General features: G+C 39.0%; 21 protein-coding genes. 2 read left to right on the top strand and 19 right to left on the bottom strand.

Annotated features, from left to right (window positions below; genetic code table 11):
* Nucleotides 1-192: 192 nt before the first annotated feature.
* On the top strand, nucleotides 193-936 hold the full coding sequence (gene sigK / locus KI363_RS00885) for an RNA polymerase sporulation sigma factor SigK (RefSeq protein WP_191967526.1): 744 nt from the start codon (nucleotides 193-195) through the stop codon (nucleotides 934-936).
* 70 nt (nucleotides 937-1,006) lie between these two features.
* Here sigK and mtnN read toward each other — a convergent pair whose 3' ends face one another.
* The 19 genes from mtnN to KI363_RS00980 form a co-directional block, all read right to left on the bottom strand.
* The gene (gene mtnN / locus KI363_RS00890) at nucleotides 1,007-1,702 is read right to left on the bottom strand and encodes a 5'-methylthioadenosine/S-adenosylhomocysteine nucleosidase (protein WP_212964942.1); all 696 of its coding nucleotides are present in this window, start codon (nucleotides 1,700-1,702) and stop codon (nucleotides 1,007-1,009) included.
* Nucleotides 1,703-1,729: 27 nt separating this feature from the next.
* Complete coding sequence (locus tag KI363_RS00895; RefSeq protein ID WP_212964944.1) at nucleotides 1,730-2,374, bottom strand: YrrS family protein; 645 nt, start codon at nucleotides 2,372-2,374, stop codon at nucleotides 1,730-1,732.
* A gap of 81 nt (nucleotides 2,375-2,455) precedes the next feature.
* The gene (locus KI363_RS00900) at nucleotides 2,456-4,183 is read right to left on the bottom strand and encodes a peptidoglycan D,D-transpeptidase FtsI family protein (protein WP_212964946.1); all 1,728 of its coding nucleotides are present in this window, start codon (nucleotides 4,181-4,183) and stop codon (nucleotides 2,456-2,458) included.
* A 114-nt stretch (nucleotides 4,184-4,297) separates the two neighbouring features.
* Nucleotides 4,298-4,774, bottom strand: coding sequence for a transcription elongation factor GreA (gene greA, locus KI363_RS00905; protein WP_158323329.1), 477 nt, complete (start codon nucleotides 4,772-4,774; stop codon nucleotides 4,298-4,300).
* A gap of 381 nt (nucleotides 4,775-5,155) precedes the next feature.
* Nucleotides 5,156-5,797, bottom strand: coding sequence for an O-methyltransferase (locus KI363_RS00910; protein ID WP_306345138.1), 642 nt, complete (start codon nucleotides 5,795-5,797; stop codon nucleotides 5,156-5,158).
* Nucleotides 5,794-6,963, bottom strand: coding sequence for an endolytic transglycosylase MltG (mltG, locus tag KI363_RS00915; protein WP_212964947.1), 1,170 nt, complete (start codon nucleotides 6,961-6,963; stop codon nucleotides 5,794-5,796). The genes KI363_RS00910 and mltG overlap by 4 nt, the downstream gene beginning before the upstream one ends.
* A 249-nt stretch (nucleotides 6,964-7,212) precedes the next feature.
* On the bottom strand, nucleotides 7,213-7,497 hold the full coding sequence (locus tag KI363_RS00920; RefSeq protein WP_158323331.1) for a DUF1292 domain-containing protein: 285 nt from the start codon (nucleotides 7,495-7,497) through the stop codon (nucleotides 7,213-7,215).
* A 12-nt stretch (nucleotides 7,498-7,509) separates the two neighbouring features.
* Complete coding sequence (ruvX, locus tag KI363_RS00925; RefSeq protein WP_158323332.1) at nucleotides 7,510-7,926, bottom strand: Holliday junction resolvase RuvX; 417 nt, start codon at nucleotides 7,924-7,926, stop codon at nucleotides 7,510-7,512.
* Nucleotides 7,927-7,929: 3 nt separating this feature from the next.
* Entirely contained in the window at nucleotides 7,930-8,196 is a 267-nt protein-coding gene (locus KI363_RS00930; protein WP_158323333.1) for an IreB family regulatory phosphoprotein, read from the bottom strand.
* 135 nt (nucleotides 8,197-8,331) lie between these two features.
* Nucleotides 8,332-10,956: an alanine--tRNA ligase gene (gene alaS, locus KI363_RS00935; RefSeq protein WP_212964948.1), complete on the bottom strand. Its 2,625-nt coding sequence runs from the start codon at nucleotides 10,954-10,956 to the stop codon at nucleotides 8,332-8,334.
* Nucleotides 10,957-11,272: 316 nt separating this feature from the next.
* Nucleotides 11,273-12,343, bottom strand: a complete 1,071-nt coding sequence (locus tag KI363_RS00940) for an AI-2E family transporter (protein WP_158323335.1) — start codon at nucleotides 12,341-12,343, stop codon at nucleotides 11,273-11,275.
* Between the two features lie 369 nt (nucleotides 12,344-12,712).
* Nucleotides 12,713-12,901, bottom strand: a complete 189-nt coding sequence (locus KI363_RS00945; protein ID WP_057989149.1) for a YrzR-like zinc ribbon domain — start codon at nucleotides 12,899-12,901, stop codon at nucleotides 12,713-12,715.
* The gene (locus tag KI363_RS00950; protein WP_158323336.1) at nucleotides 12,873-13,391 is read right to left on the bottom strand and encodes a PRC-barrel domain-containing protein; all 519 of its coding nucleotides are present in this window, start codon (nucleotides 13,389-13,391) and stop codon (nucleotides 12,873-12,875) included. Before KI363_RS00950 ends, KI363_RS00945 begins: the two co-directional genes overlap by 29 nt.
* Before the next feature lie 25 nt (nucleotides 13,392-13,416).
* Nucleotides 13,417-15,822 (bottom strand): SF1B family DNA helicase RecD2, encoded by a 2,406-nt coding sequence (recD2, locus tag KI363_RS00955; protein WP_158323337.1) that lies wholly within the window; start codon nucleotides 15,820-15,822, stop codon nucleotides 13,417-13,419.
* A 20-nt stretch (nucleotides 15,823-15,842) separates the two neighbouring features.
* On the bottom strand, nucleotides 15,843-16,511 hold the full coding sequence (locus tag KI363_RS00960) for a tetratricopeptide repeat protein (protein WP_212964949.1): 669 nt from the start codon (nucleotides 16,509-16,511) through the stop codon (nucleotides 15,843-15,845).
* A 346-nt stretch (nucleotides 16,512-16,857) separates the two neighbouring features.
* Nucleotides 16,858-17,973: a tRNA 2-thiouridine(34) synthase MnmA gene (gene mnmA, locus KI363_RS00965; protein ID WP_212964950.1), complete on the bottom strand. Its 1,116-nt coding sequence runs from the start codon at nucleotides 17,971-17,973 to the stop codon at nucleotides 16,858-16,860.
* Between the two features lie 14 nt (nucleotides 17,974-17,987).
* Nucleotides 17,988-19,130: a cysteine desulfurase family protein gene (locus tag KI363_RS00970; protein WP_212964951.1), complete on the bottom strand. Its 1,143-nt coding sequence runs from the start codon at nucleotides 19,128-19,130 to the stop codon at nucleotides 17,988-17,990.
* Nucleotides 19,131-19,177: 47 nt separating this feature from the next.
* Complete coding sequence (gene cymR, locus KI363_RS00975; protein WP_158323341.1) at nucleotides 19,178-19,597, bottom strand: cysteine metabolism transcriptional regulator CymR; 420 nt, start codon at nucleotides 19,595-19,597, stop codon at nucleotides 19,178-19,180.
* Nucleotides 19,594-20,253 (bottom strand): YczE/YyaS/YitT family protein, encoded by a 660-nt coding sequence (locus tag KI363_RS00980; protein ID WP_158323342.1) that lies wholly within the window; start codon nucleotides 20,251-20,253, stop codon nucleotides 19,594-19,596. Before KI363_RS00980 ends, cymR begins: the two co-directional genes overlap by 4 nt.
* Before the next feature lie 456 nt (nucleotides 20,254-20,709).
* Here KI363_RS00980 and KI363_RS00985 point away from each other — a divergent pair, with 456 nt between their 5' ends.
* Entirely contained in the window at nucleotides 20,710-21,984 is a 1,275-nt protein-coding gene (locus tag KI363_RS00985) for a replication-associated recombination protein A (protein WP_212964953.1), read from the top strand.
* The last annotated feature ends 31 nt before the right edge of the window (nucleotides 21,985-22,015 follow it).

Here is a 22,015-nt window from a genome sequence, read left to right on the forward strand (position 1 = left end):
AAAGCTTCCCCGAATCCGCATCGCACGAAGGAAAAGTGGTTTTCTTTTCCGAGGAGCGGAGAAGCAAGCCAACGAAGAAATCCGCAGCGTCATTTTTACCGGACTTTTTGATCATCCTTTTTAAGTTTTTGGGCGAGACAAGCAAAACTATTCGGGAACTCTCATATACATGTGATATAGGCAAAAGCGGAGATGGAGGTGAAGGATTTGTCTGGGTTACTTACAGCAATTGGCTATTTATTCAAAGAGCTAATGTTCCTTGTTTCATATGTTAAAAATAACGCCTTTCCACAACCTTTGTCCCCTGAAAAAGAAAAACTTTACTTAGAACAAATGGCAGAAGGAGATGAAACAGCGCGTAATCTTTTAATCGAACATAACTTACGGCTTGTAGCTCATATCGTGAAAAAGTTTGAAAATACCGGTGAAGATGCGGAAGATTTAATTTCCATCGGAACAATCGGATTAATTAAAGCGATTGAAAGTTATTCCTTTGGTAAAGGAACCAAACTCGCTACTTACGCTGCTCGTTGTATAGAAAATGAAATCTTGATGCATCTGCGAGCATTAAAAAAAACAAAAAAAGATGTTTCACTACACGATCCAATTGGGCATGACAAAGAAGGGAATGAAATTTCCTTAATTGATGTTTTGAAATCAGAACTGGAGGATGTATTTGACACGATTCAATTAAATATGGAATTAGAAAGGGTCAAAGAATATATTGATGTTTTAGATGAGAGGGAAAAACAAGTCATTGTTGGCCGATTCGGTTTGAACTTAAAAAAAGAGCGAACGCAAAGAGAAATTGCCAAAGAGTTAGGAATATCGAGAAGTTATGTATCACGCATTGAGAAACGGGCGCTTATGAAAATGTTCCACGAATTTTACAGGGCTGAGAGAGAAAAGCTCAAAAAGACACAAGATGATGAGTAAGAATGAATGATCATCGTACCTATTTTTCCATAACAATAGGGCAATCGCTTTGGATTGCCCTATTGGGATTTCACGAAATATTCTTGATCATTTCTACTACAAGCTCGGCTGAATGAATCGCAGCCGTTTCCAGGAATTGATCAAATGAAATATTTGAATCTTTCCCCGCAATATCAGATAAAGACCTGATGACAACAAAAGGAACAGCAAATTGCCATGCTACTTGCGCAATAGCGGCTCCTTCCATCTCAACGGCATAAAGATCTTTAAATTGCCGACGTACGAACTCCACTCGTTCAGGATCATTCATAAATGAGTCCCCTGTTGCAATAAGCCCTTTTGCTGTCTGAATGCCTTCCAGTTTCTCTGCTGCTGTTACAGCCTTTTCTACAAGGAAAGGGTCTGCCTTAAAAGCAGGCGGCATTTGCGGAACTTGACCATATTCATACCCAAAAATCGTTGCGTCTACATCGTGGTGTCGAACCTCTGTTGAGATGATTAAATCCCCTACATTTAAATCTGGGTGGTAACCACCAGCTGAACCAGTATTTATGACAATGTCTGGTTTGAATCTCTCTAGTAAAATCGACGTTGACATGGCGGCATTCACCTTACCAATGCCTGATTTCAACAAGATCACTTGCTTGTCCTCTATTTGTCCAACTGTGAACTCACAATTAGCTATAGTTTCTGTTTCTTTGTCTATCATTTGATTTCTTAATATGGACACTTCTTCTTCCATTGCGCCGATGATTGCAATGTTCATCCTTACATACCCCATTCATAGCTTTTCTTATTCTTGTCCGCGATCATTTTCGATCAATTTCTTTACTTCTGTAGGTTTCCAACCCTTGCCGTCAATCCACTCAAGATAAACCCTATACGCTTCATTAGGTTTACTTGCTTCAGATACCGTCATAACCGCTTGATTTCCTAGATCATCCCCTTTTCTAGTCCACCAATTCGTCATATTATCCGGAGAAATGCCAATGGCATAGGCAGCGGCCTGCTCTTTTTCATTCCAATCTATCGTTCCCATTTCCGCAGAATATTGATGATCACCTGTTTGTTCTGTGCCAATTGGTTCCCATGAAGGATCATTGATCACTTTTTCGACATTCGGTTCATCACTATCCTCTTCAATTACTTCTTGGTCATCTGAATTCTTGTTGGCTTCATCCTCTTGGTTCGTTTCTTTCTCTTCGTCTGTTTTATCTTGCTTATTATCCGATTGTTGTTTTTCGGCTATTTGTGCCTCTGTTTTAGCCGCTTCTTTCGTTTCTTTCTCCGTCTTGCTGTCAGTTAAGAAAATACTGCCACCAACTATGAGAATAAGAATGATCACGATCGCAATCAATGTATTTAATATAATATTTGTCTTCCTTCGTTTTGCACGCTGCTCATAACGTGAATTGATACGGTCAAATTTATCTGGCATATAATCCACTCCATTTCCATTGTCTTTATCATATCATGGACGAGAAAAAACGTGAATTAAATTTACCTTTATTTTTGTAATCTATTGTTCTTCTTCATAAATCATTTGAACTAGATCAGCATAAAGACTCGTAACCGAACCTTCATCTTCTTTTACACCTAAATTAACCGTTACAAGCGAATATCTTGGGCTTTCAAATGGAAAATAACCAGCAAACCATTTGTTATACAATGGATGCCGTTCAGATTCAATACCTGTTTCGCCTGTGCCGCTCTTCCCTGCTACCTCATAAGGTAGATTTTGAAAATAGGCACCCGTTCCTTCAGGATCTGTCACAACCTTCCTCAGTAGTTGTTGCATTTTTTGTGCAGCAGCAGTCGAAATAAATTGTTCCTTTTTATCTTGCTCGGGAAATTCAAACATTGCTCCACCATCCGCATATTGGATCTCTGAAGCTACTCGAATCGATTTTCCCTTTCCTCCTCTTGCAATGGTCGCCATCATATTCGCTACTCCGATTGGTGAGACACGAACCTCATGCTGTCCAATTCCAGTTTGCGAAATAAAATTATGGTCAACTAGCTTTTGATCCTGTAGAAATATCCTCCCGGGTGAAGAAGTAAATTGCTTAAAATCATGAAGATAAAAAACATCTCCTTCCCAGCTTTGTGAGCCAATTAATCCTAATTTTTCGGCATACGTTTCTAATAAGTGAGGATCTTTATCTTGAACCTTGTTAGCTAGCTCAGCAAAGGTACGATTACAACTACGCGCAAAACTATCCTCCAAATTTAACTCACCTAAAGGGCGTGTCGCCATTTCTCCTCTAATATTCAGATCGCAATTAAAACGGTCCGAATGACTGATTAAACCTTCTTCAATCGCCGCTGTAGCGACAACCGTTTTAAATACAGAGCCAGGAATATGTGCTTCAAACATCTGATTGATCGACCCTTTATCATCAAAAGGTCTTTCACCATTTAGAGAAGGGCGTGAAGCATTTGCGATAATTGTCCCTGACTCAATATCCACTAATATGGCACCACCATTTTCAACTTGGTGCTTTTCCAATAATTCTTCCATTTTTTCTTGTATTGTGCGATCGATCGTCGTTTTCACATTAAGGGGATAATATGGGTTATTTTCTCCGGTATATTTCACATTGACGCCAAACAAAGGATTCCCAATCGCATCTACATGAAAAATTAATTTCGTTGGTGTATCAGGTAATAAAAACTCATCAAATTGCTCTTGAAGCCCCGTAACACCTATTTTTAAATCACTCATATTTTTATCCGGGTATTTTCCCCTAAATTTCTCATTATTTTCACCAACCACCCCAATCAGTTGGGCTGCTGGTAAACGATTGGGAATCCACTTCCGTTTCAAAGAAACAACACCAGGAATATTTAATTCATTAATTTTATTTGCTTGTAAATCACTTAATTCCCCATAGATAAAAGGAGATGTAGCATCCTCTATTTTCGCTGTTAATTGCTTTGATGGGACTTCTAAAATTTCAGCTAATCTTTTTCGATCCCACTCAATCCCTTTTAAAAAAGGGAATAAAACAAGAACCGTTTCTTCGCGATGTGAAAGTGGTTTACCCTCTGAATCTAAAAATAGACCTCGACCATCGTCAATTAATACTTGTTGTGTCCTTTGCTTCACACTTTCCTCAAAAAGATTAACCCCGTGCTTCGAAAAATGTTCTGTTTGAAACAACTGAATTTGCATTAATCTCCCTAATAATAAACTTAATCCCAGTAAAATGCTTATTGTTAAAAGTACTACACGCCTCTTGCTCATGCAACCACCTCAAAAACAGTGTTGCCTTTTTTACAATTTATCAACCAATAATGGCACAAAAAAAGAGCTCCCAAAAATCAGTTTATCGACCTTTGGATAGCCCTTCTTTAGCTTTTATTTAATTGAAACAAGTCTTACTCTCATTTCCCCACCAGGCGTCTGAACATTGACTTCTTCATCTACCTTGTGGCCCAATAAACTTTTGGCGATCGGAGAATCATTTGATATTTTCCCTTCAAATGGATCCGCTTCGGCACTACCAACAATTGTGTACGTTTCTTCATCACCATCAGGAAGTTCAACAAATGTGACCGTTTTCCCTAATGTGACAGTATCTGAATTTAGCTCGTCATCCTCGATAATTTTCGCATTACGGATCATATTTTCTAAAGTTGTGATGCGCCCCTCTACAAAAGCTTGTTCTTCTTTTGCAGAATCATATTCCGAGTTCTCTGATAGATCTCCAAAACTTCGAGCAATTTTAATACGTTCCACAACTTCTTTTCTTTTGACCGTTTTTAATTCTTCTAGTTCCTGTTCAAGTTTTGCTTTACCTGCTTCTGTCATTGGGTAAACCTTTTCGACAGCCATTCCCTTCACTCCTTATCTGTTTAAAACCTCTATATATTAATATTGGATGTATACATGAGAACGCGCCTCGAATGGGCGCGCACCTTCTTCATGTGAGTACATATATATAGTATCTATGCTATATTATTACAAAAAAGACTTTTGTTCAAGAGGCCTGCAGGAAGCAGGTCACAAAGGCGTGGCGATTGTTGTCACGAATTTAGGCCAACAGGATGTTGGTCACTAAGGCGTTGCGACGTACAAGGATGTACTAGTGCAGACGAAGCGACAGGACGTCGCGGTTTGAGTCTGCCGCCAGGACGGCGCGCCTTTAGCCTTTGATCCATAGCTTAGCCGATTATCCTTTGTTCATCCACTTGATCCTTACTTTTTGAACATCACTTATACTTTTCGGCTTACTGCCAGGCCATCCCCTACTGGGATAATAACTGTTTCAAATTCATTATGGCTCATTAACCATTGATTAAAACCTGCTAGTTTCTCCGCTATTTTTGCCAATCTTTTATTATCCCGAGCAGTTGGATCTGCTACTAGTCCTCTGAATAAAACATTATCTACATAAATGCAACCTGAGGCTGGTAGAAACTTACTGTACATTTCGAAGAACTTCTTATATTGGCCCTTAGCAGCGTCAATAAAAATGGCATCAAACGGAGCGAATGACCTAACAGTCTCTAATACATCTAATGCATTCCCATGTATAATGCTGATTCTCTTTTCAGCACCAGCTTGCTGGATATAATGCTGGGCTTTCTCTATTTTTGATTCATCGATTTCTATTGTGACAATCTGACTATCCGGTAAAGCCTCTGCCATTCTAAGAGCGGAATACCCAATTGCTGTCCCAATCTCCAAAATTCGTTTTGGTTTTTGGATCTTCATCATTTGTAACATTACTTCTATTCCGGTTGATTCCATAATAGGAACATGTTCCTCTTTGGCATATTGCTCCATCTCATAAAAAATACTTGGACGATCTCCAATAAGAGAATGGAGATAATTTCTTACCGATTCATCTATCACTTCGAAGCTTCCTTCCTTTTATCTGTTATATGTTTTTTCTTTAAAGCATTATGTTCTTCTAATGTTTTTGCAAAGTATACATCCCCTGTCCCATATTCTGCTAGGAAATAAAGATAATCGGTATCGGCAGGGTTCAAAACAGCTTCAATCGACTCCTTACCAGCATTCGCAATAGGACCAGGTGTTAATCCCTTATGCACATACGTATTGTAGGGGGAATCTACTTTCAGATCTTCATACATTGTTCGTACTTGGTGCTCCCCTAAGGCATATGCGATTGTCGGATCTGTTTGTAGAGGCATGTCCTCGTCTATTCGATTAAAAAAGACACTGGCAATCTTTTGGCGATCCGCTTTGGCTGTTGCCTCTTTTTCAATTAATGAAGCCAAAGTCAGCAATTCGTGAACACTCATTTTTTTCTCAGACAGAGCTCCATCATAGTTCGCTAATACCTTCTCGGTTTGTTTTATCATTGGATCAATAATAGCTTCTAGTGATGGATTTTCCTCATAAAAAGAGTAAGTAGCTGGATATAAGTATCCTTCAAATGGATGCTTAATATTTTTAGCTTTCATATCATCTGTAATGATTTCAGGATATTTTTTCGCAAATTCTTCTATTGTCTTCGGATCATCTAATTTCTCCATAATCTCTTTTGCTGAATAATCCGTTTGTTTAGCTATTAAATCGGCAATTTGCTCTAGTTGAAATCCTTCAGGCACAGTAATCTTGAAGACCTCTTTTTGGACTAACTTTCCAGATTGAAGCGCATTTGTTATCTCGGCTAATGTCATGGAAGGTGAAAACTTATAATTTCCCGCCTGGAATCCAGATATATTTTTAAATTTAACATAATATTTAAAAATGGTTCCATTTTTTATAATATTCTTTTCTTCCAATAATTGTCCAATAGAGGACGTTGAGGAACCAATAGGCACTTCAATCTCTTTTTGCTTTTGATTGTCTGGATCAAGTGGTTTCAATGCTGATTCGATATATAGATATCCTCCTAACAGCGTTGCCCCAGCAGCCAATACGAAAACCAGTGTGATAATGGCTACAATTTTCCTAATGATTCTCGCCTCATTTCCTCTCTCAATTAAATGATTTTTAATGATCGTCTTTTTGGTTAATTTATTGTCTTTCTCGCGACTTTTATCCGCCACGTACAATCCCCCTTATAAAGCAAAAAAGCTATTCGATCTTTTTCTCGTCCATTATACTACAAAAAATGTCTAATTTACTTGTAAAATAAAATATACATTAAAAACAGGATAAAAAAAGGAATTCCTTAAACATTTGCAGCCTTTTTATTGGACAAATTTCTTAAGCTTGTGATGTGAAAAAATTAAAGCGAAAAACCTAGCCTGATTTATGGGCTAGGTCTTTCTTTATCGCTATTTGGGAGGTTCTTTCTATTCTTCTTCTTCAGCCAGAAATGTGTTTAACATTTCTTCAATCATATCCCATTCTTCTTCTGTTTCAATGGGTTCAAGATTTCCCCCATCACTTTCATTATTTTGGTTGTAAGCAGACGCATGAATTTCGATATCCTCATGCTCATCTTCTTCTGCTCCTGCAGGGAAGTATAATACATACGATTTATTGAATTCCTCTGAATCAAAGGTAAATAAAATTTCATGTAGCTGTTCGTTTCCATCTTCATCAACAACTGTGATAAACTTTTCACCGTTTTCCATATCTTCACCTCATTATTGTTGGCTATCTAAATAACCTTGTAAAATCATCACGGCGGCCATTTTGTCGATAACCTTTTTTCTTTTTTTTCGACTTACGTCTGCTGCAAGTAATACGCGTTCCGCCGCCATTGTGCTTAAACGCTCATCCCATAATAAGACCGGCAACTGGAATTGTGTTTCCAGTTTTTCTGCATACGATTTTGAAGCTTGTCCCCTTGGACCAATCGTGTTATTCATATTTTTTGGGAAGCCGACGACAATTTTTTCCACGTGGTATTCTTCAATGACTTGTTTGATTCGATTAAAACCAAGATTATTTTTCTCCTCATCAATTGGGATGGTCTCTATCCCCTGAGCAGTCCATCCCATTTCATCACTTATCGCTACGCCAACCGTCTTGGACCCTACATCTAAACCCATGATTCGCATATATTATTCCTCACGATGCTGTTTTAAATACGATTTAACTAGCTCTTCAATGATTTCGTCCCTTTCAAGCTTTCGCATCATATTCCGTGCATCCTGATGACGTGGAATGTAGGCTGGATCTCCGGAAAGTAAGTAACCAACGATTTGATTAATCGGGTGATACCCTTTTTCTTGAAGAGCTCCATATACCTGTAATAGGACCTCTTTCACTTCCTGCTCCATCGGATCCTCATGAAAATCAAATCGCATTGTTTTATCAAAAGAGCTCAATATATAACACCTCTCTTAAGACTACCATTAAAGTGTGTGTTCAAAAAGGAGTTTTACCGGACTTTTTGAACATCCTCTTAAGGATAGGTCCAATTGTTAAACATTACCTATATTGTACATGATTTCGACTTGGAATCAAACGGATTTCACCCAATCCTTGACATAGTTTAACGCTTCTTCCAATTTTTCGGGGTTTTTCCCTCCAGCCTGGGCCATATCTGGACGACCACCACCACCGCCACCACAAATCTTTGCTACTTCTTTTACTAATTTGCCGGCATGATATTTTTCCGTTAAATCCTTTGTGACAGCTGCAATAATGTTCACTTTTCCATTTTGGCTTGAAGCCAAAACAATGATTCCTGAAGATATTTTTTGTTTTAAATCATCTACCGTGGTTCTCAACGTATTCATATCTGTTGATTGTACTTGATTCACTAAAACTTTCACACCCTCAATCGTTTCTACTTGATTGAGCATTTTTCCTGCTTCTTGATTTGCCATTTTGGCTGATAGAGATTCATTTTCACGGTGAACATCCTTCAATTCACTTAGTAAGGATTTCACTCTATGAACCAGATTCACCGGCTTTGTTTTCAATAGTTCTGCAATCGTATCAAGCCTTTTTAATTCGTCACTTACTATTTCATAGGCAGCTTTACCTGTTACAGCTTCTATTCTACGAGTACCAGCCCCAATTCCACTCTCAGATAAAATTTTGAAGAAGCCAATGGAGGCACTGTTTCCTACATGACATCCACCGCATAGCTCAAGGCTGTAATCACTAATGGAGACAACGCGAACCACATCACCATATTTTTCACCAAATAAAGCCATAGCCCCTTTTTCTTTCGCTTGATCAATCGGCATCGTCTCAGTGGTTACAGGTAAGGATGCCCAGATCTTTTCATTGACAATATGTTCGATTTCTTCTAATTCATTTGGCTTGACTTGACCAAAATGAGAGAAGTCAAAACGTAGGCGATCCGGACCAACATAGGATCCAGCTTGGTTTACATGCTGGCCAAGGACATCTTTTAGAGCTTGATGTAATAGATGGGTAACAGTATGATTTTTCTCCGTTTGCCGGCGCATCGTTTCATCCACTTGAGCATGCACTGTCATTCCTTCTTTTAAGACACCTGCGTTTACTTTTGCCTTATGAAGATTTTGTCCATTTGGCGCCTTTTGAACTTCTGTCACTTGAACAAGAAGACCTTCAGCGATTAACTGACCTTGATCCGCAACCTGACCGCCACTTTCCGCATAAAAAGGAGTCTCTTCAAGGATAAATTCTACCTCATCCCCAACTTCTGCGAATTCTACTAGCTCGCCATCTTTAATGATTGCTTGGACTTTCGTTTCTACACTTAATTGTCCATAACCGATAAATTCACTAGCCACATTGACCTCACCTAATATACCGCCTTGAACATGCATAGATGCCGTATCTTCCCGGGCAGATCGAGCCCTTTCTCTCTGTTGCTCCATTGCCTTTTCAAACCCAGCATGGTCAATCCCCATCTGTTCTTCCTCGGCATATTCTTCTGTTAACTCAACCGGGAAACCATACGTATCATAAAGCTTGAAAACATTCGCACCATCGATAACTGTTTTTCCTTCTTCCTTTGCCTTCCTGATCATAGCAGATAAAATCTCTAGCCCATCATGCAACGTCTCATGGAAACGATCCTCTTCATTTTTAATTACTTTTTGGATAAAATCCGTTTTCTCCATCACATTCGGGTAATAATCTTTCATAATCTCCGCCACAGTAGGGACTAATTGATACATAAATGGTTTTTCAATTTGAATTTGTTTGGCATATCGTACAGCTCTTCTCAATAACCGCCGTAATACATAACCACGCCCTTCATTGGAAGGTAAAGCCCCATCCGCAACGGCAAAGCTTACGGTACGAATATGATCAGCAATGACTTTAAAAGCTGTTCCTGTTGCTGCATCATAAGTTTGACCAGAAATCTTCTCCGTTGCATGAATAATCGGTAAAAATAGATCTGTATCGAAATTAGTTGGGGCATTTTGGATAACAGACGCCATTCTCTCCAAGCCCATCCCCGTATCAATATTTTTCTTTGGTAAAGGAGTATACGTCCCATCAGGATTATGATTAAATTGGGAAAAAACTAAATTCCAAATTTCCAAATAACGTTCATTTTCTCCTCCTGGATAAAGCTCAGGATCATTTGGGTCATCTCCATACTCTGGACCTCGATCATAGAAAATCTCTGTATTCGGGCCACTCGGACCTTCCCCAATATCCCAGAAGTTTTCCTCCAATCGGATAATCCTCTCTTCCGGCAAGCCGATTCTCTTATGCCACAACTCAAATGCCTCATCATCTTCAGGATGAATCGTCACTGATAACTTTTCTGCCTCAAAACCAATCCATTTTGGATCTGTTAGAAATTCCCAGGCCCATTCAATTGCTTCTTCTTTGAAATAATCACCGATAGAGAAATTACCAAGCATCTCAAAAAAAGTATGATGTCTTGCTGTTTTACCTACATTTTCAATATCATTTGTGCGGATTGATTTTTGTGCATTCACAATCCGTGGATTCTCAGGCTTTACCCGTCCATCAAAATATTTCTTTAAAGTTGCCACTCCACTATTAATCCATAATAATGTTGGATCATCATGGGGAATTAAAGATGCACTCGGTTCAACGGAATGCCCTTTTTCTTGGAAAAAGTCTAAGTACATTTGCCTAATTTCGGCACCAGTTAGTTGTTTCATTTTTTTCACTCCTTCTAAAAATATAAAATATAAAAAAGCCTCGCCCCTATACAGGGGCGAAGCTATATTTCACGGTACCACCCTGATTCGATCAACGGAAATCATTGATCATCTCAAGTCACCTTAACGCGGCAAACGGCAGGAATTAGCTGCTCTCGGGATTGGCGTGTTGTTAATAATACGGATAGAATCTCTTTCAGCCTCGGAAATTCTTCTCTTTTATTCGCACTTCTTTAACAACTAGATCCTTCATCAAGTTCCATTAATTAACTTAATCTATATTCGCATTATAGAAAGAGGAAGATGATTTGTCAATCTATGACTGTCTAGTTTTTATTAAATAGTCCCTCGAGTGAACAATCGCAATTTTGATGACAGCCAGAATAGGGATGGATAAAATCATGCCTATCACTCCAAAAACCTCTCCTCCAACTACTAAGGCTGCCATAATAAATAGCGGATGCATATGAAGGGATTTCCCAACGATAAAGGGTGATAAAACATTCCCTTCTAAAAATTGAATAATAAGCATTGCGATCGTAGTAATAATCGCTAATTTGGGTGAGGATAACAAAGCGATAGCAACTGTCGGAACTAAGCCTATGACAGATCCAAAATAAGGAATAATATTCGTAATACCAATAAATAGTCCTAGCATAATTGGATAATTCACACCTAATATAACTAAGGTTACAGTCGACAAAACTGCGACTAAAGCACATACTAATATTTGACCGCGAATATATCCACCTAATGATTCATTCACTGCTTCGAGAAACTTCTGTCCATTTTCACGCCATCTTTTTGGGGCTATGTACCATGTTGCCCTTTTTAATAATGAAATGTCTTTTAGCATATAAAAAGAAATAAACGGAATGACCGCAATAATCACAAGATAATCAATTAAGGCAACAAGAGAATTAATACTTTTCTCAATCCATCGATTAAACCATTTTTCTAAGGCATCTATTTTTTCATCGATTTGATTTTGAATTCCATCTGGAAAATGGGATGTGGACACTTCTAAATGATGAATCCAATCTCGGTATTGACCGATGAAAATTGGTAGCTGATCAGAAAAATCCCGTAGTTGTCGAATAAACAATGGAATTCCTACATACATTCCATAACCCATTCCAATAAAAAAGGTTACATAAATGAGGGTAATAGCCAATGTCCTATTCATTCCAAATTTCTCTAGACGAATAATAATGGGGTGCAGAATATATGCGATAAATCCACTTATTAAAAAAGGCATCACTCCAATCATTATCGCTCTTAAAATGGGGAGCCATACTGGTTTGATTAGTAAGAAGCAATAAAGAGTTAAAAAAATGAGTAATACGATACTTAGTTTTAATATAAATTGGAGATGACGCTCTTTCAAAAGTTCTCCCTCCTCGCCGTTAGTTTTCCTTGCGAAAAGAGAATTTATGTAGAGATCATTAAGAAAAGCGCAAGCGCCTTGCTCAGCCCCGACAAGCAAATGTTCCTGAACCTATGAAGGGCGATCTTTCCCTTCATAGGTTCAGGGTTATTTGACCTCGAGGGGCTAGGCGCTGGAGCTAGATCCGAACATTAGCCAATTTTTATACTTTCCTATCCTGTGAAAAAAACGCAAGCGCCCGTTTAGCGACGTACAAACTTGGATAATGGAAAAGGTTCAAAGGCTAAATACGCGCCTTCCTGGCACAACACCGTTCTGACCAACTTCCTGTTTGCCCAAAAAAAGAAGCCTCCAACTGGAGACTTCCTATTAACTAAGCTTGCGGAGTTGCTCATCAAATAAATCATCCAAGGAACTTAGGCTTCCATCCTCTTCCACTTGATGAGTATGGATCGTTTCCTTCCCAATGGATAATTCAATGAAGCAATTCCAACAATAATATTGATTGACGCCGATCTTACCGAGATCCTTACTTTGGCAATTCGGACACTTCATCATCATTATGACCACCTCGTAACTTATTCACTGACATTACGAGTGTCTCTTCTCTAATCTGGGGTGGAAGTGGAGTCCGAATGATTCGTTTTCCTTTTGTGATATCAGAAAAGAAACCATCTGTCAGCTCATACCCTACGATCGTGCCCATTTCCTCTAAAAAATATACATCATCTAATAAACCTAAAGTTTCCCCTTCTTGAGAAATGGTTTTGATTTTTGCTAGAGGCTGATCATGTGTCATGGTATATGTCTGTTCATTTTTACTATAGGGCATAAGTTTCTCATCGGCACGAAGGGTAATCCCGCTCTCTTCCCAAGCTGTTATTTCTTCCATTGGTACAATAAATTTCTTTCCCATTAAACCTTTTTTCTGTAACAACAAATGGGTAACACGACCATTCGCTTCAATACAAATATCACAAACAGAGCCGAACAACTCTCCCTGATGATCGTATATAGGCGTGTCCTTTAAGAGGGAAAAGGTCCGCAAAGAATCTACTCCTTTCCGAACATTTTTATTTTCCCTCTGTCTCCAGAAAATCATAAGGCGTAACATTTTCCATCCCAATCATCGGGTCAATCATCATCCACGTCTCTTCCGATAATTCCTCGACATGGACAAATTCTTTTTCCTCATTTGATTGAAGTAAAGTCAACTTTTCATAAAGGGAAGTTTTTCTTTGTTGATCATCTTCCCTTTGTACACCGATTTGAAATGCCTGTTCTTCCCCACATAAAACTAAAGACTTTTTACTTCTGGTGAGCCCTGTATATAAGAGATTTCGCCTTAACATTCGATAATAACTACGTACGATTGGCATGATGACAATCGGAAATTCGCTTCCTTGAGATTTATGGATCGAGCAACAATAGGCAAGCGTAATTTGATTTAAGTCTGATCTTGTATACGTAACTTCTGTCCCTTCAAAAGATGCAATCACCATATCCTGTTTTTCGGTATTTTCCTTTGCTGTCAGAATCGAGATAATTTCGCCGATATCACCATTAAAAACATTTTTTTCAGGCTGATTAACAAGTTGTAATATCTTATCGCCGATTCGATATTTCGTTTCCCCAAATGACAGTTCTTTTCTTTTTTGATCTTCATTGGGGTTAAATATCTCTTGTAAGATTTGATTCATCGCATCGATTCCTGCTGGTCCCCGATACATGGGAGCTAATACTTGTACATCCATTGCCGTATATCCCTTTTTTTTGGCACTTAAAACAATTCGTTTAATTACATCTCCCATTTGATCTGTTTGACATTTGATAAAGGAGCGATCCTTTTGTGGTTTTAATAGATCCGTGGGGATTTCGCCTTTTTTCACTTGGTGTGCAAGCTCGATGATCGAGGAACCTTCTTTTTGACGATAAATATCCGTTAATTGAACGACTGGAACAGCATGAGAATGAAGTAAATCTTTTAAAACTTGCCCTGGTCCAACAGAAGGTAATTGATCCTCATCCCCTACCAAAATCACTTGAATCTGCGAGGGAAGTGCTTTAAATAACTGATGGGCAAGCCATGTATCAACCATCGACATTTCATCTACGATAATCAATTTACCTTCTAATTCCCGTTCTCCATCGGAATCGAGATTCTCCTGCGCTGTCATTCCCAAAAGCCTATGAATGGTCATGGCCGGTAACTCCGTTGACTCTGACATTCTTTTAGCCGCTCGACCCGTTGGCGCTGTTAACAAAATAGGGAACGGCTCTTCCTGTTTATACGCTTTTGGATCCAGTGAACAGCCATGTAGCTCAGCATAAAGTTCCACAATTCCTTTAATAACTGTCGTTTTACCGGTTCCTGGCCCACCCGTTAAAATCATCATTGGGCTTGTTAAAGCCGTTTGGATCGCCTCTTTCTGTGATGGTGCATATTGAACATTTAGCCGTTCCTCCAACTTTCCTAATGCTAATAAGAATTCCGATTCAGGAAATTGATCGGCATATTCAGTCTGTTCCATCACCCGATTGAGATTCGTCACAATCCCTTTTTCAGCAAAATAAAGAGAAGGTAAATAGATCCTCTTTTTCTCACCGATGATTTTCCCCTCTTCTTCAAGACTTATCATCGCTTGTGCAATATTATCATAGGGAATTTCTATATTTTGACTATCTTCCAATAATCCTTTGACTTTTTCCAATAATTCCTCTGCTTCAAGGTACACATGGCCATTTTTCAAACAATCTTGCTCCAATAAATAGAGGCAGCCTGCTTTAATTCGATCAGGATGATTACCCGTAATCCCCAATTGTGAGCCTAATTCATCCGCACGACCAAATCCAATCCCTTCCACATCTTCAATTAATTGGTAAGGATTTCTTTCCAATATGGTTAAGGTTTCCTCTTTATAAACCTGATAAATCTTCATGGAAATTTGGGGACCAAATCCATATTGGTTTAATCCCACCATGATTCTTTCAAGGCCTTGATGTTCCAACAATGTGTTATAAAGATCCTTTGCCGTTTCAGGCCCCAATTTCGGAATCGAATCAAGTAAGGAGGGTTGTTCAAGAATTCGGCTGATCGCGTTTTCTCCAAGCACTTCTACAATTCTTTCGGCGGTTTTTTTTCCAATCCCTTTAAATAATTCACTGGACAAATAAGCAACAATGCCTTGCTTTGTTTGTGGCATAATTTTTTTAAAATGGCTAGCATTAAATTGCAGGCCGAATTTAGGATGCTCCTTCATTTGCCCATAGAAAACATACGATTCTTCGTCCTGAAGTTTTGGAAAATGGCCAACAATTACTGCCTCTTTATCCTTAATTTCCACATCTGTTTTCTCAATCCTTATTCTGACCACTGAATAGAAATTTTGCTCATTATGAAAGATGGTCACAAGGTGTCGCCCTTGTATATATTTTTCCTGCTCAGAAAAAAGATCCAGCGAATCCTGCCGCACGTCCATAATTCTCTCTCCTTACAGCCTTAGTTCTTACTTTCCACTAATTCCACAACAGCCTTCCTTGCATTCAAGGCTAATATATGATCCGGTTGAATGGCAATGGCTTGATCTAATAAAGAGAGGATATCATGAGGTTCAGTTCCTGTAACGGCATTAGCTATGGCTAAATTATAATAAGCATCCGCATGTTGTGGATCAGTTTCTATGACTTTTTGTAATTGCTCAATCGCTTCTTTATAGGATTCAGATTGTGCAAGAGCTAGTCCATACTGAAACCTTGCTTCGATATCTTCTTCATTTAACTCTACACTTCTTTGTAAATATGGTAGTGAGAGGGCAAATTTACCCAAAGAAATAAAACACATCCCTAGCATGTAGTGAAGATCATTTGTATCCAATCCATTTGCAAGAGCCTTCTCAAACATTCCGGCAGCTTGATCATACCGTTCTTGATTAAAATAATAATTTCCATAGCTATAATAAGCAGCCGCAGCTTGGTCATCCAGTTCGATGGCTCTTTTTAAAAATGATTCAGCCCGAGCTTTTTCTCCAATCGAAATTAGTACATTGGCAAAATTCACATAGCCTACGGGATCTTTTGGATTTTCTTCAATTACTTCTGTAAACATTTGAACAGCCTTCTCAATCTTTCCGTTCTGTAATAGCTCAATCGCTTGTTTGTTTTTATCCATGTTTCACACTCCGAACCATTTTCTAATGAAATTATAGCACAAAATCTATTCCCGATGGATTCTTATCCATATTGGAATAGTTGATGTTCACGTCAAAAATGCCAGCCTTTAGCGACTGACATTTTTATAAGAAAAGCGCAAACGCCCGTTTAGCGACGTACAAACTTTTTAGGGTTCTGACAAGATAAAGGAAACACAGTGAGCCTAAAAGGCGAACTGATGTTGACTTATCGTAGGAAGAAACCGAAAGTTTGCTAGTCGCTGGGCGCTGAAGCTGGACAAAAATACTCTGAGTTCCAAAGTAATTCTATTACAAATTTTCTTTTTACCATTTATAAAAACTAATCTAGCCAACATACAGAAGTTGAGCGTCTTCTTTATAGATTTGATCAATTGTTCCGCCACCTAGACATTCTTCCTCTTGGTAAAAAACAACCGCTTGTCCTGGCGTCACAGCTCTTACAGGCTCTTTAAAAACTACCTTTGCTTCTTGTCCAGGTAAAATGTGCACTTCTACCTTTACATCAGGTTGGCGATAACGAAATTTAGCTGTACATTCAAAGATGGTTGGTTTTGGTGTAGGGGATATCCAGTTAATATTTTTGGCGATAATGGAATCTGAGTAGAGTGTTGGATGATGAAATCCTTGTTCAACATATAATACATTTCGCTTTAAGTCTTTCCCAACTACGAACCAAGGCTCTCCTTCTCCACCAATGCCAAGACCATGGCGTTGGCCAATCGTATAATACATCAACCCATCATGTTTCCCCATCTTTTGTCCATCTAATGTTTCCATATTGCCTTTTTGTGCTGGTAAATAACCTTGTAAAAATTCCTTGAAATTTCTTTCGCCAATAAAGCAAATGCCTGTACTATCTTTTTTGGAAGCAGTAGCAAGTCCCGCTTTTTGGGCAATTTCACGTACTTCCTTTTTACGTAATGGGCCCAAAGGAAACATTACTTTTTCCAATTGTTGTTGACTTAACTGGTTTAAAAAATAAGTTTGGTCTTTATTTTCGTCTAAGCCTCTTAACATTTTAACTTCCTTTCCATCATTCACCACTTGGGCATAATGTCCTGTAGCAAGATAATCTGCCCCAAGATTCATCGCATGATCTAAGAAAGCTTTGAATTTAATTTCTTTATTGCACATCACATCTGGGTTAGGTGTTCTCCCAGCTTTATACTCATCAAGGAAATACGTAAATACTTTATCCCAATATTCTTTTTCAAAATTAACGGCATAATAAGGAATGCCAATTTGATTACATACTTCTATAACATCATTATAATCCTCTGTTGCTGTACAAATTCCAAATTCATCCGTATCATCCCAATTTTTCATAAAAATACCAATGACTTCATACCCTTGCTCTTTTAATAAAAGAGCGGCAACAGAAGAGTCGACGCCACCAGACATACCGATAACGACTCGGGTATCCTTTGGTGATTTCTTCATTTTATATCTTCCTTTCAATTTTGAAACCTACGAACGATTTTGGCGATTTCCTTTCCTGCTTTCACAATTTGTTCCTCCGTATTATCGATCCCAAAACTAAAACGAATCGAATTCCGAATTCGATCCGATGCTTCGCCAAACATCGCAACTAAAACATGAGAAGGTTCTACTGAACCTGCTGTGCAGGCTGAGCCACTGGATGCTGCAATCCCAATTAAATCAAGATTCACAAGCATGGATTCAACATCCGTTTTTGGAAAGCTAATATTCAGGATATGTGGCAAACTGTTATCCAGGGAACCGTTCAAGTTCCATTCAATTTTTTCCGATTCTAAAGTTTGGATCAATGTCTCTCTCAGATGAGAGAAAAACGCTACTTTCTTTTCTAAGCCATCCATAGATACTTGGGCTGCTTTGGCGAAACCAACAATGGCCGGTAAATTCTCCGTACCAGCTCTCCGCTTTCTCTCCTGCTCTCCACCATACAAAATGGGGGCAATTCCCGTATCAGCCTTTATATAGAGAAAGCCAATTCCTTTGGGACCATTGATTTTATGAGCGGTGACGGACAGCAAGTCAATCCCTAACTCCATAACATCAATGGACTTGACTCCATAAGCCTGAACGGCATCTGTATGAAAAATCGCTTGATGTGATTTTAATAAAGAGGCTATTTCCTGTATAGGTTGCAATGACCCTACCTCATTATTTCCATACATAATCGTAACTAAGATGGTATCAGGGCGGAGTGCGGCTTTTACTGCATCCAGGAGGATTTCACCTTGTGCATTAGGGCTTAAATAGGTGACTTCAAACCCTTCCTTTTCTAAGGACTGGCATGTATGAAGCACAGCATGATGTTCGATTTTAGTTGTAATAATATGCTTACCAAAAGCCTTCTTTGCTTTAGCTGTACCTAAAATAGCTAAATTGTCTGCTTCTGTTCCCCCACTCGTAAATACAATTTCTGAAGGGTTAGCCCCAATACTTTTGGCTAAAATAAGCCGGGCATCATCCAATTGTTTCCGTGATTCTCTACCGAAGGAGTGAATACTAGAGGGATTTCCAAATGTAGTATTTAGAACCTCTGTCATTTTATTCAGTACAAGTGGGTGCAACGGTGTTGTTGCGGCATGGTCTAAGTAAATTCTTTCCAATTTTCTCACCTTCATTTCCAATCCCGTTTTCGATCTTTTGAGCACCCTCAAATATAAAACATGTAAGGTGTCTCTGTTCCATCCTCTTCATAATTAGCTAAATCCTCAATCGTTGTACTATCTAAAACCTCTTTCACTGCATCGCGGACCTTCATCCATAAATTCCGTTTGGCTGGCTCTTCTTCTTCAATTCCTTCAACCGGACTTATTGGACCTTCTAAAACGCGAATAATATCCCCTGCCGTAATCTTTGCTGGTTCATTTGCTAGGATATACCCACCATAAGCGCCACGGACACTCTTCACTAATCCAGCATTTCGTAATGGCCCGGCAAGCTGTTCTAAATAGTGCTCAGAAAGATTATGTGTTTTGGCAATTGATTTTAACGAAATAGGCCCCTCTCCATATTTTTTCCCTAATTCAATCATAATTGTTAATCCGTATCTTCCTTTAGTTGATATCTTCATAATTCTGCACTCCGTTCTATTCTTTGATCTAATTTATGATGTACCTTTAAAAATTTACTTGCTACGAACCGGCATTGAGGTAGAGCAATGCCAATAAATGTTCCCACAGTTAAACTAAAGATAATCGTTCCATAAAAAACAGGTCCCCCTAAGATCCAGCCAATGGCAAGAACGATCACTTCCATGAGGCGTCTCACTGTCGCAATTTTCCAGCCTGTTTTTTCTTGTAAAGCAAGCATAAAACTATCTCGAGGACCAGCCCCCATTTCAGCTGAAAGATAGATTCCCATTCCATACGCGTTAATCACCATACCTATAAAAAACATAATAAACTTCTCAGCCATATGGTTTGGTTCGATGAGAAAAGGGATTTTCATATACATATCAATAAACAATCCGACAAGTATCATATTCAAATAGGCGCCAAATTTGGGCCATCTTTTCATTAATAAAGACGAGCTCCCTAAAACAATAAATCCAACCAGAATGGACCATGTCCCAATCGTTAGACCGAATTGATAATATAGCCCTACATGTAAAACATCCCATGGAGATACTCCAAAATTGGAAACGATCATAAGGACAATCCCAAAAGACATAATGAGAAGTCCGACCACGAAAAGGAGAAATCGTTTATAAAGCAAAACATTTTTCATCTAATCAGACTCCTTCGCATTTCACTATTATAGCATATCCATCATATTGAATGCATATATCTGACTATTTTGGTATGATAATTAGAAAAGCGCAAGCGCCCGTTTAGCGACGTACAAACTTTTATAATAAGGATGAACGGCTAAAGGCGCGCCGTCCTGGCGCAACGCCGTTCTGACCAACATCCTGTTGGCCTGAGATAAAGGAAACACAGTGAGCCACGAAAAGCGGAAGGCGGTTGTTCAGGGGCGACAAGCAAATGTTCTGGAATCCTGGAAGGGCGTTCTTTCCCTTCCAGGATTCCAGGTTATTTGACCTCGAGCCCCTACCGCCTGCAGCTAGACATTGAAAAGCGAATGGATGTTGACTTACGCAAGCAGGCACCGAAAGTTTGCTAGTCGCTGGGCACTGGAGCTGGATGTTAATACCCAATGAAAGAAGAGTTGGAGAGATATTTTGTGAAGAAACAACCTTTGGCTTTTAGAATGCGCCCCAAAAACATCAATGAGGTAATGGGGCAGAAACATTTAGTAGGCGAAAACAAAATTATAGCAAGAATGGTCAAGGCAAAGCAATTGTCATCGATGATTTTATATGGCCCACCCGGAATCGGAAAAACATCGATCGCAAGTGCGATTGCCGGAAGTACGCAATATGCTTTTCGCACTTTAAATGCCGTAACAAATAATAAAAAAGATATGGAAATTGTCGCTGCTGAAGGGAAAATGAGTGGTAAAGTAATCCTCTTACTTGATGAGGTTCATCGTCTTGACAAGGGGAAGCAAGATTTCTTACTTCCTTATTTAGAAAACGGCACAATTATTTTGATTGGGGCCACAACGAGTAATCCTTACCATGCGATTAATCCGGCTATAAGAAGCCGCTGTCAGATTTTCGAGTTATTTCCATTAAGTGAAGATGAGATTAAACAGACGTTAAACCGAGCGTTAGAAGATCCAGAGAGAGGTCTTGGCACTTATTCCATCTCCATTGAGGAGCAAGCTTTAGATCATTTTGTCGCCGCGAGCAACGGGGATGCCAGAAGTGCCTTAAATGCTTTGGAACTGGCCGTTTTATCAACTGACCCTGCTGCAGACGGACAAATTCATATTACCATGAACGTGGCGGAAGAATGCTTACAGAAAAAAAGCTTAGCCCATGACAAAGATGGCGATGCTCATTATGATGTTTTGAGTGGTTTTCAAAAGTCAATTAGAGGTAGTGATGTAAACGCAGCTCTTCATTATTTAAGCCGACTTATTGAAGCCGGTGATTTACCAAGTATTGCAAGAAGACTTTTGGTGATCGCTTATGAAGATATTGGCCTTGCCAATCCACAAGCAGGCTCTAGAACGCTCGCGGCCATCCAAACAGCTGAAAAAATCGGCTTCCCAGAAGCTCGGATTCCGTTAGCCAATGCCGTAATTGAATTATGCCTTTCCCCAAAATCGAATTCAGCGATAATGGCTATAGATAAAGCGCTTAGCGATATTAGAGCAGGACGAAGTGGAGAAGTTCCCCTTCATTTAAAAGATGCTCACTACCAAGGGGCGAAAGAACTCGGTAGAGGGATTGATTACAAATATCCCCATGACTATGAAACCGGCTGGGTGAAACAACAATATCTCCCCGATAAACTAAAAAACAAAGAATATTATGAACCGAAAAAGACAGGGAAATTTGAGCAGGCTCTTGCAACAGTGTATGAGAAAATAAGGAAAAATAATCTATAGAATGAGGCTGGGACATAAGTAAAACAGCCAA

Origin of the sequence: Lederbergia ruris (genome assembly GCF_018332955.1) — a bacterium.
Taxonomy (GTDB): domain Bacteria; phylum Bacillota; class Bacilli; order Bacillales; family Bacillaceae_C; genus Lederbergia; species Lederbergia ruris.

Bases quoted from the DNA above. Each gene is read 5' to 3' on its own strand.
- ruvX (WP_158323332.1), bottom strand. From the start codon at position 7,926: ATGCGAATCATGGGTTTAGATGTAGGGTCCAAGACGGTTGGCGTAGCG.
- KI363_RS00895 (WP_212964944.1), bottom strand. From the start codon at position 2,374: ATGCCAGATAAATTTGACCGTATCAATTCACGTTATGAGCAGCGTGCA.
- KI363_RS00960 (WP_212964949.1), bottom strand. From the start codon at position 16,511: ATGGATAAAAACAAACAAGCGATTGAGCTATTACAGAACGGAAAGATT.
- alaS (WP_212964948.1), bottom strand. From the start codon at position 10,956: ATGAAACAACTAACTGGTGCCGAAATTAGGCAAATGTACTTAGACTTT.
- mnmA (WP_212964950.1), bottom strand. From the start codon at position 17,973: ATGAAGAAATCACCAAAGGATACCCGAGTCGTTATCGGTATGTCTGGT.
- recD2 (WP_158323337.1), bottom strand. From the start codon at position 15,822: ATGGACGTGCGGCAGGATTCGCTGGATCTTTTTTCTGAGCAGGAAAAA.
- sigK (WP_191967526.1), top strand. From the start codon at position 193: ATGGAGGTGAAGGATTTGTCTGGGTTACTTACAGCAATTGGCTATTTA.
- KI363_RS00900 (WP_212964946.1), bottom strand. From the start codon at position 4,183: ATGAGCAAGAGGCGTGTAGTACTTTTAACAATAAGCATTTTACTGGGA.
- KI363_RS00980 (WP_158323342.1), bottom strand. From the start codon at position 20,253: ATGAAAAATGTTTTGCTTTATAAACGATTTCTCCTTTTCGTGGTCGGA.
- KI363_RS00920 (WP_158323331.1), bottom strand. From the start codon at position 7,497: ATGGAAAACGGTGAAAAGTTTATCACAGTTGTTGATGAAGATGGAAAC.
- mtnN (WP_212964942.1), bottom strand. From the start codon at position 1,702: ATGAACATTGCAATCATCGGCGCAATGGAAGAAGAAGTGTCCATATTA.
- cymR (WP_158323341.1), bottom strand. From the start codon at position 19,597: ATGAAGATATCAACTAAAGGAAGATACGGATTAACAATTATGATTGAA.
- greA (WP_158323329.1), bottom strand. From the start codon at position 4,774: ATGGCTGTCGAAAAGGTTTACCCAATGACAGAAGCAGGTAAAGCAAAA.
- KI363_RS00945 (WP_057989149.1), bottom strand. From the start codon at position 12,901: ATGATGAAGTGTCCGAATTGCCAAAGTAAGGATCTCGGTAAGATCGGC.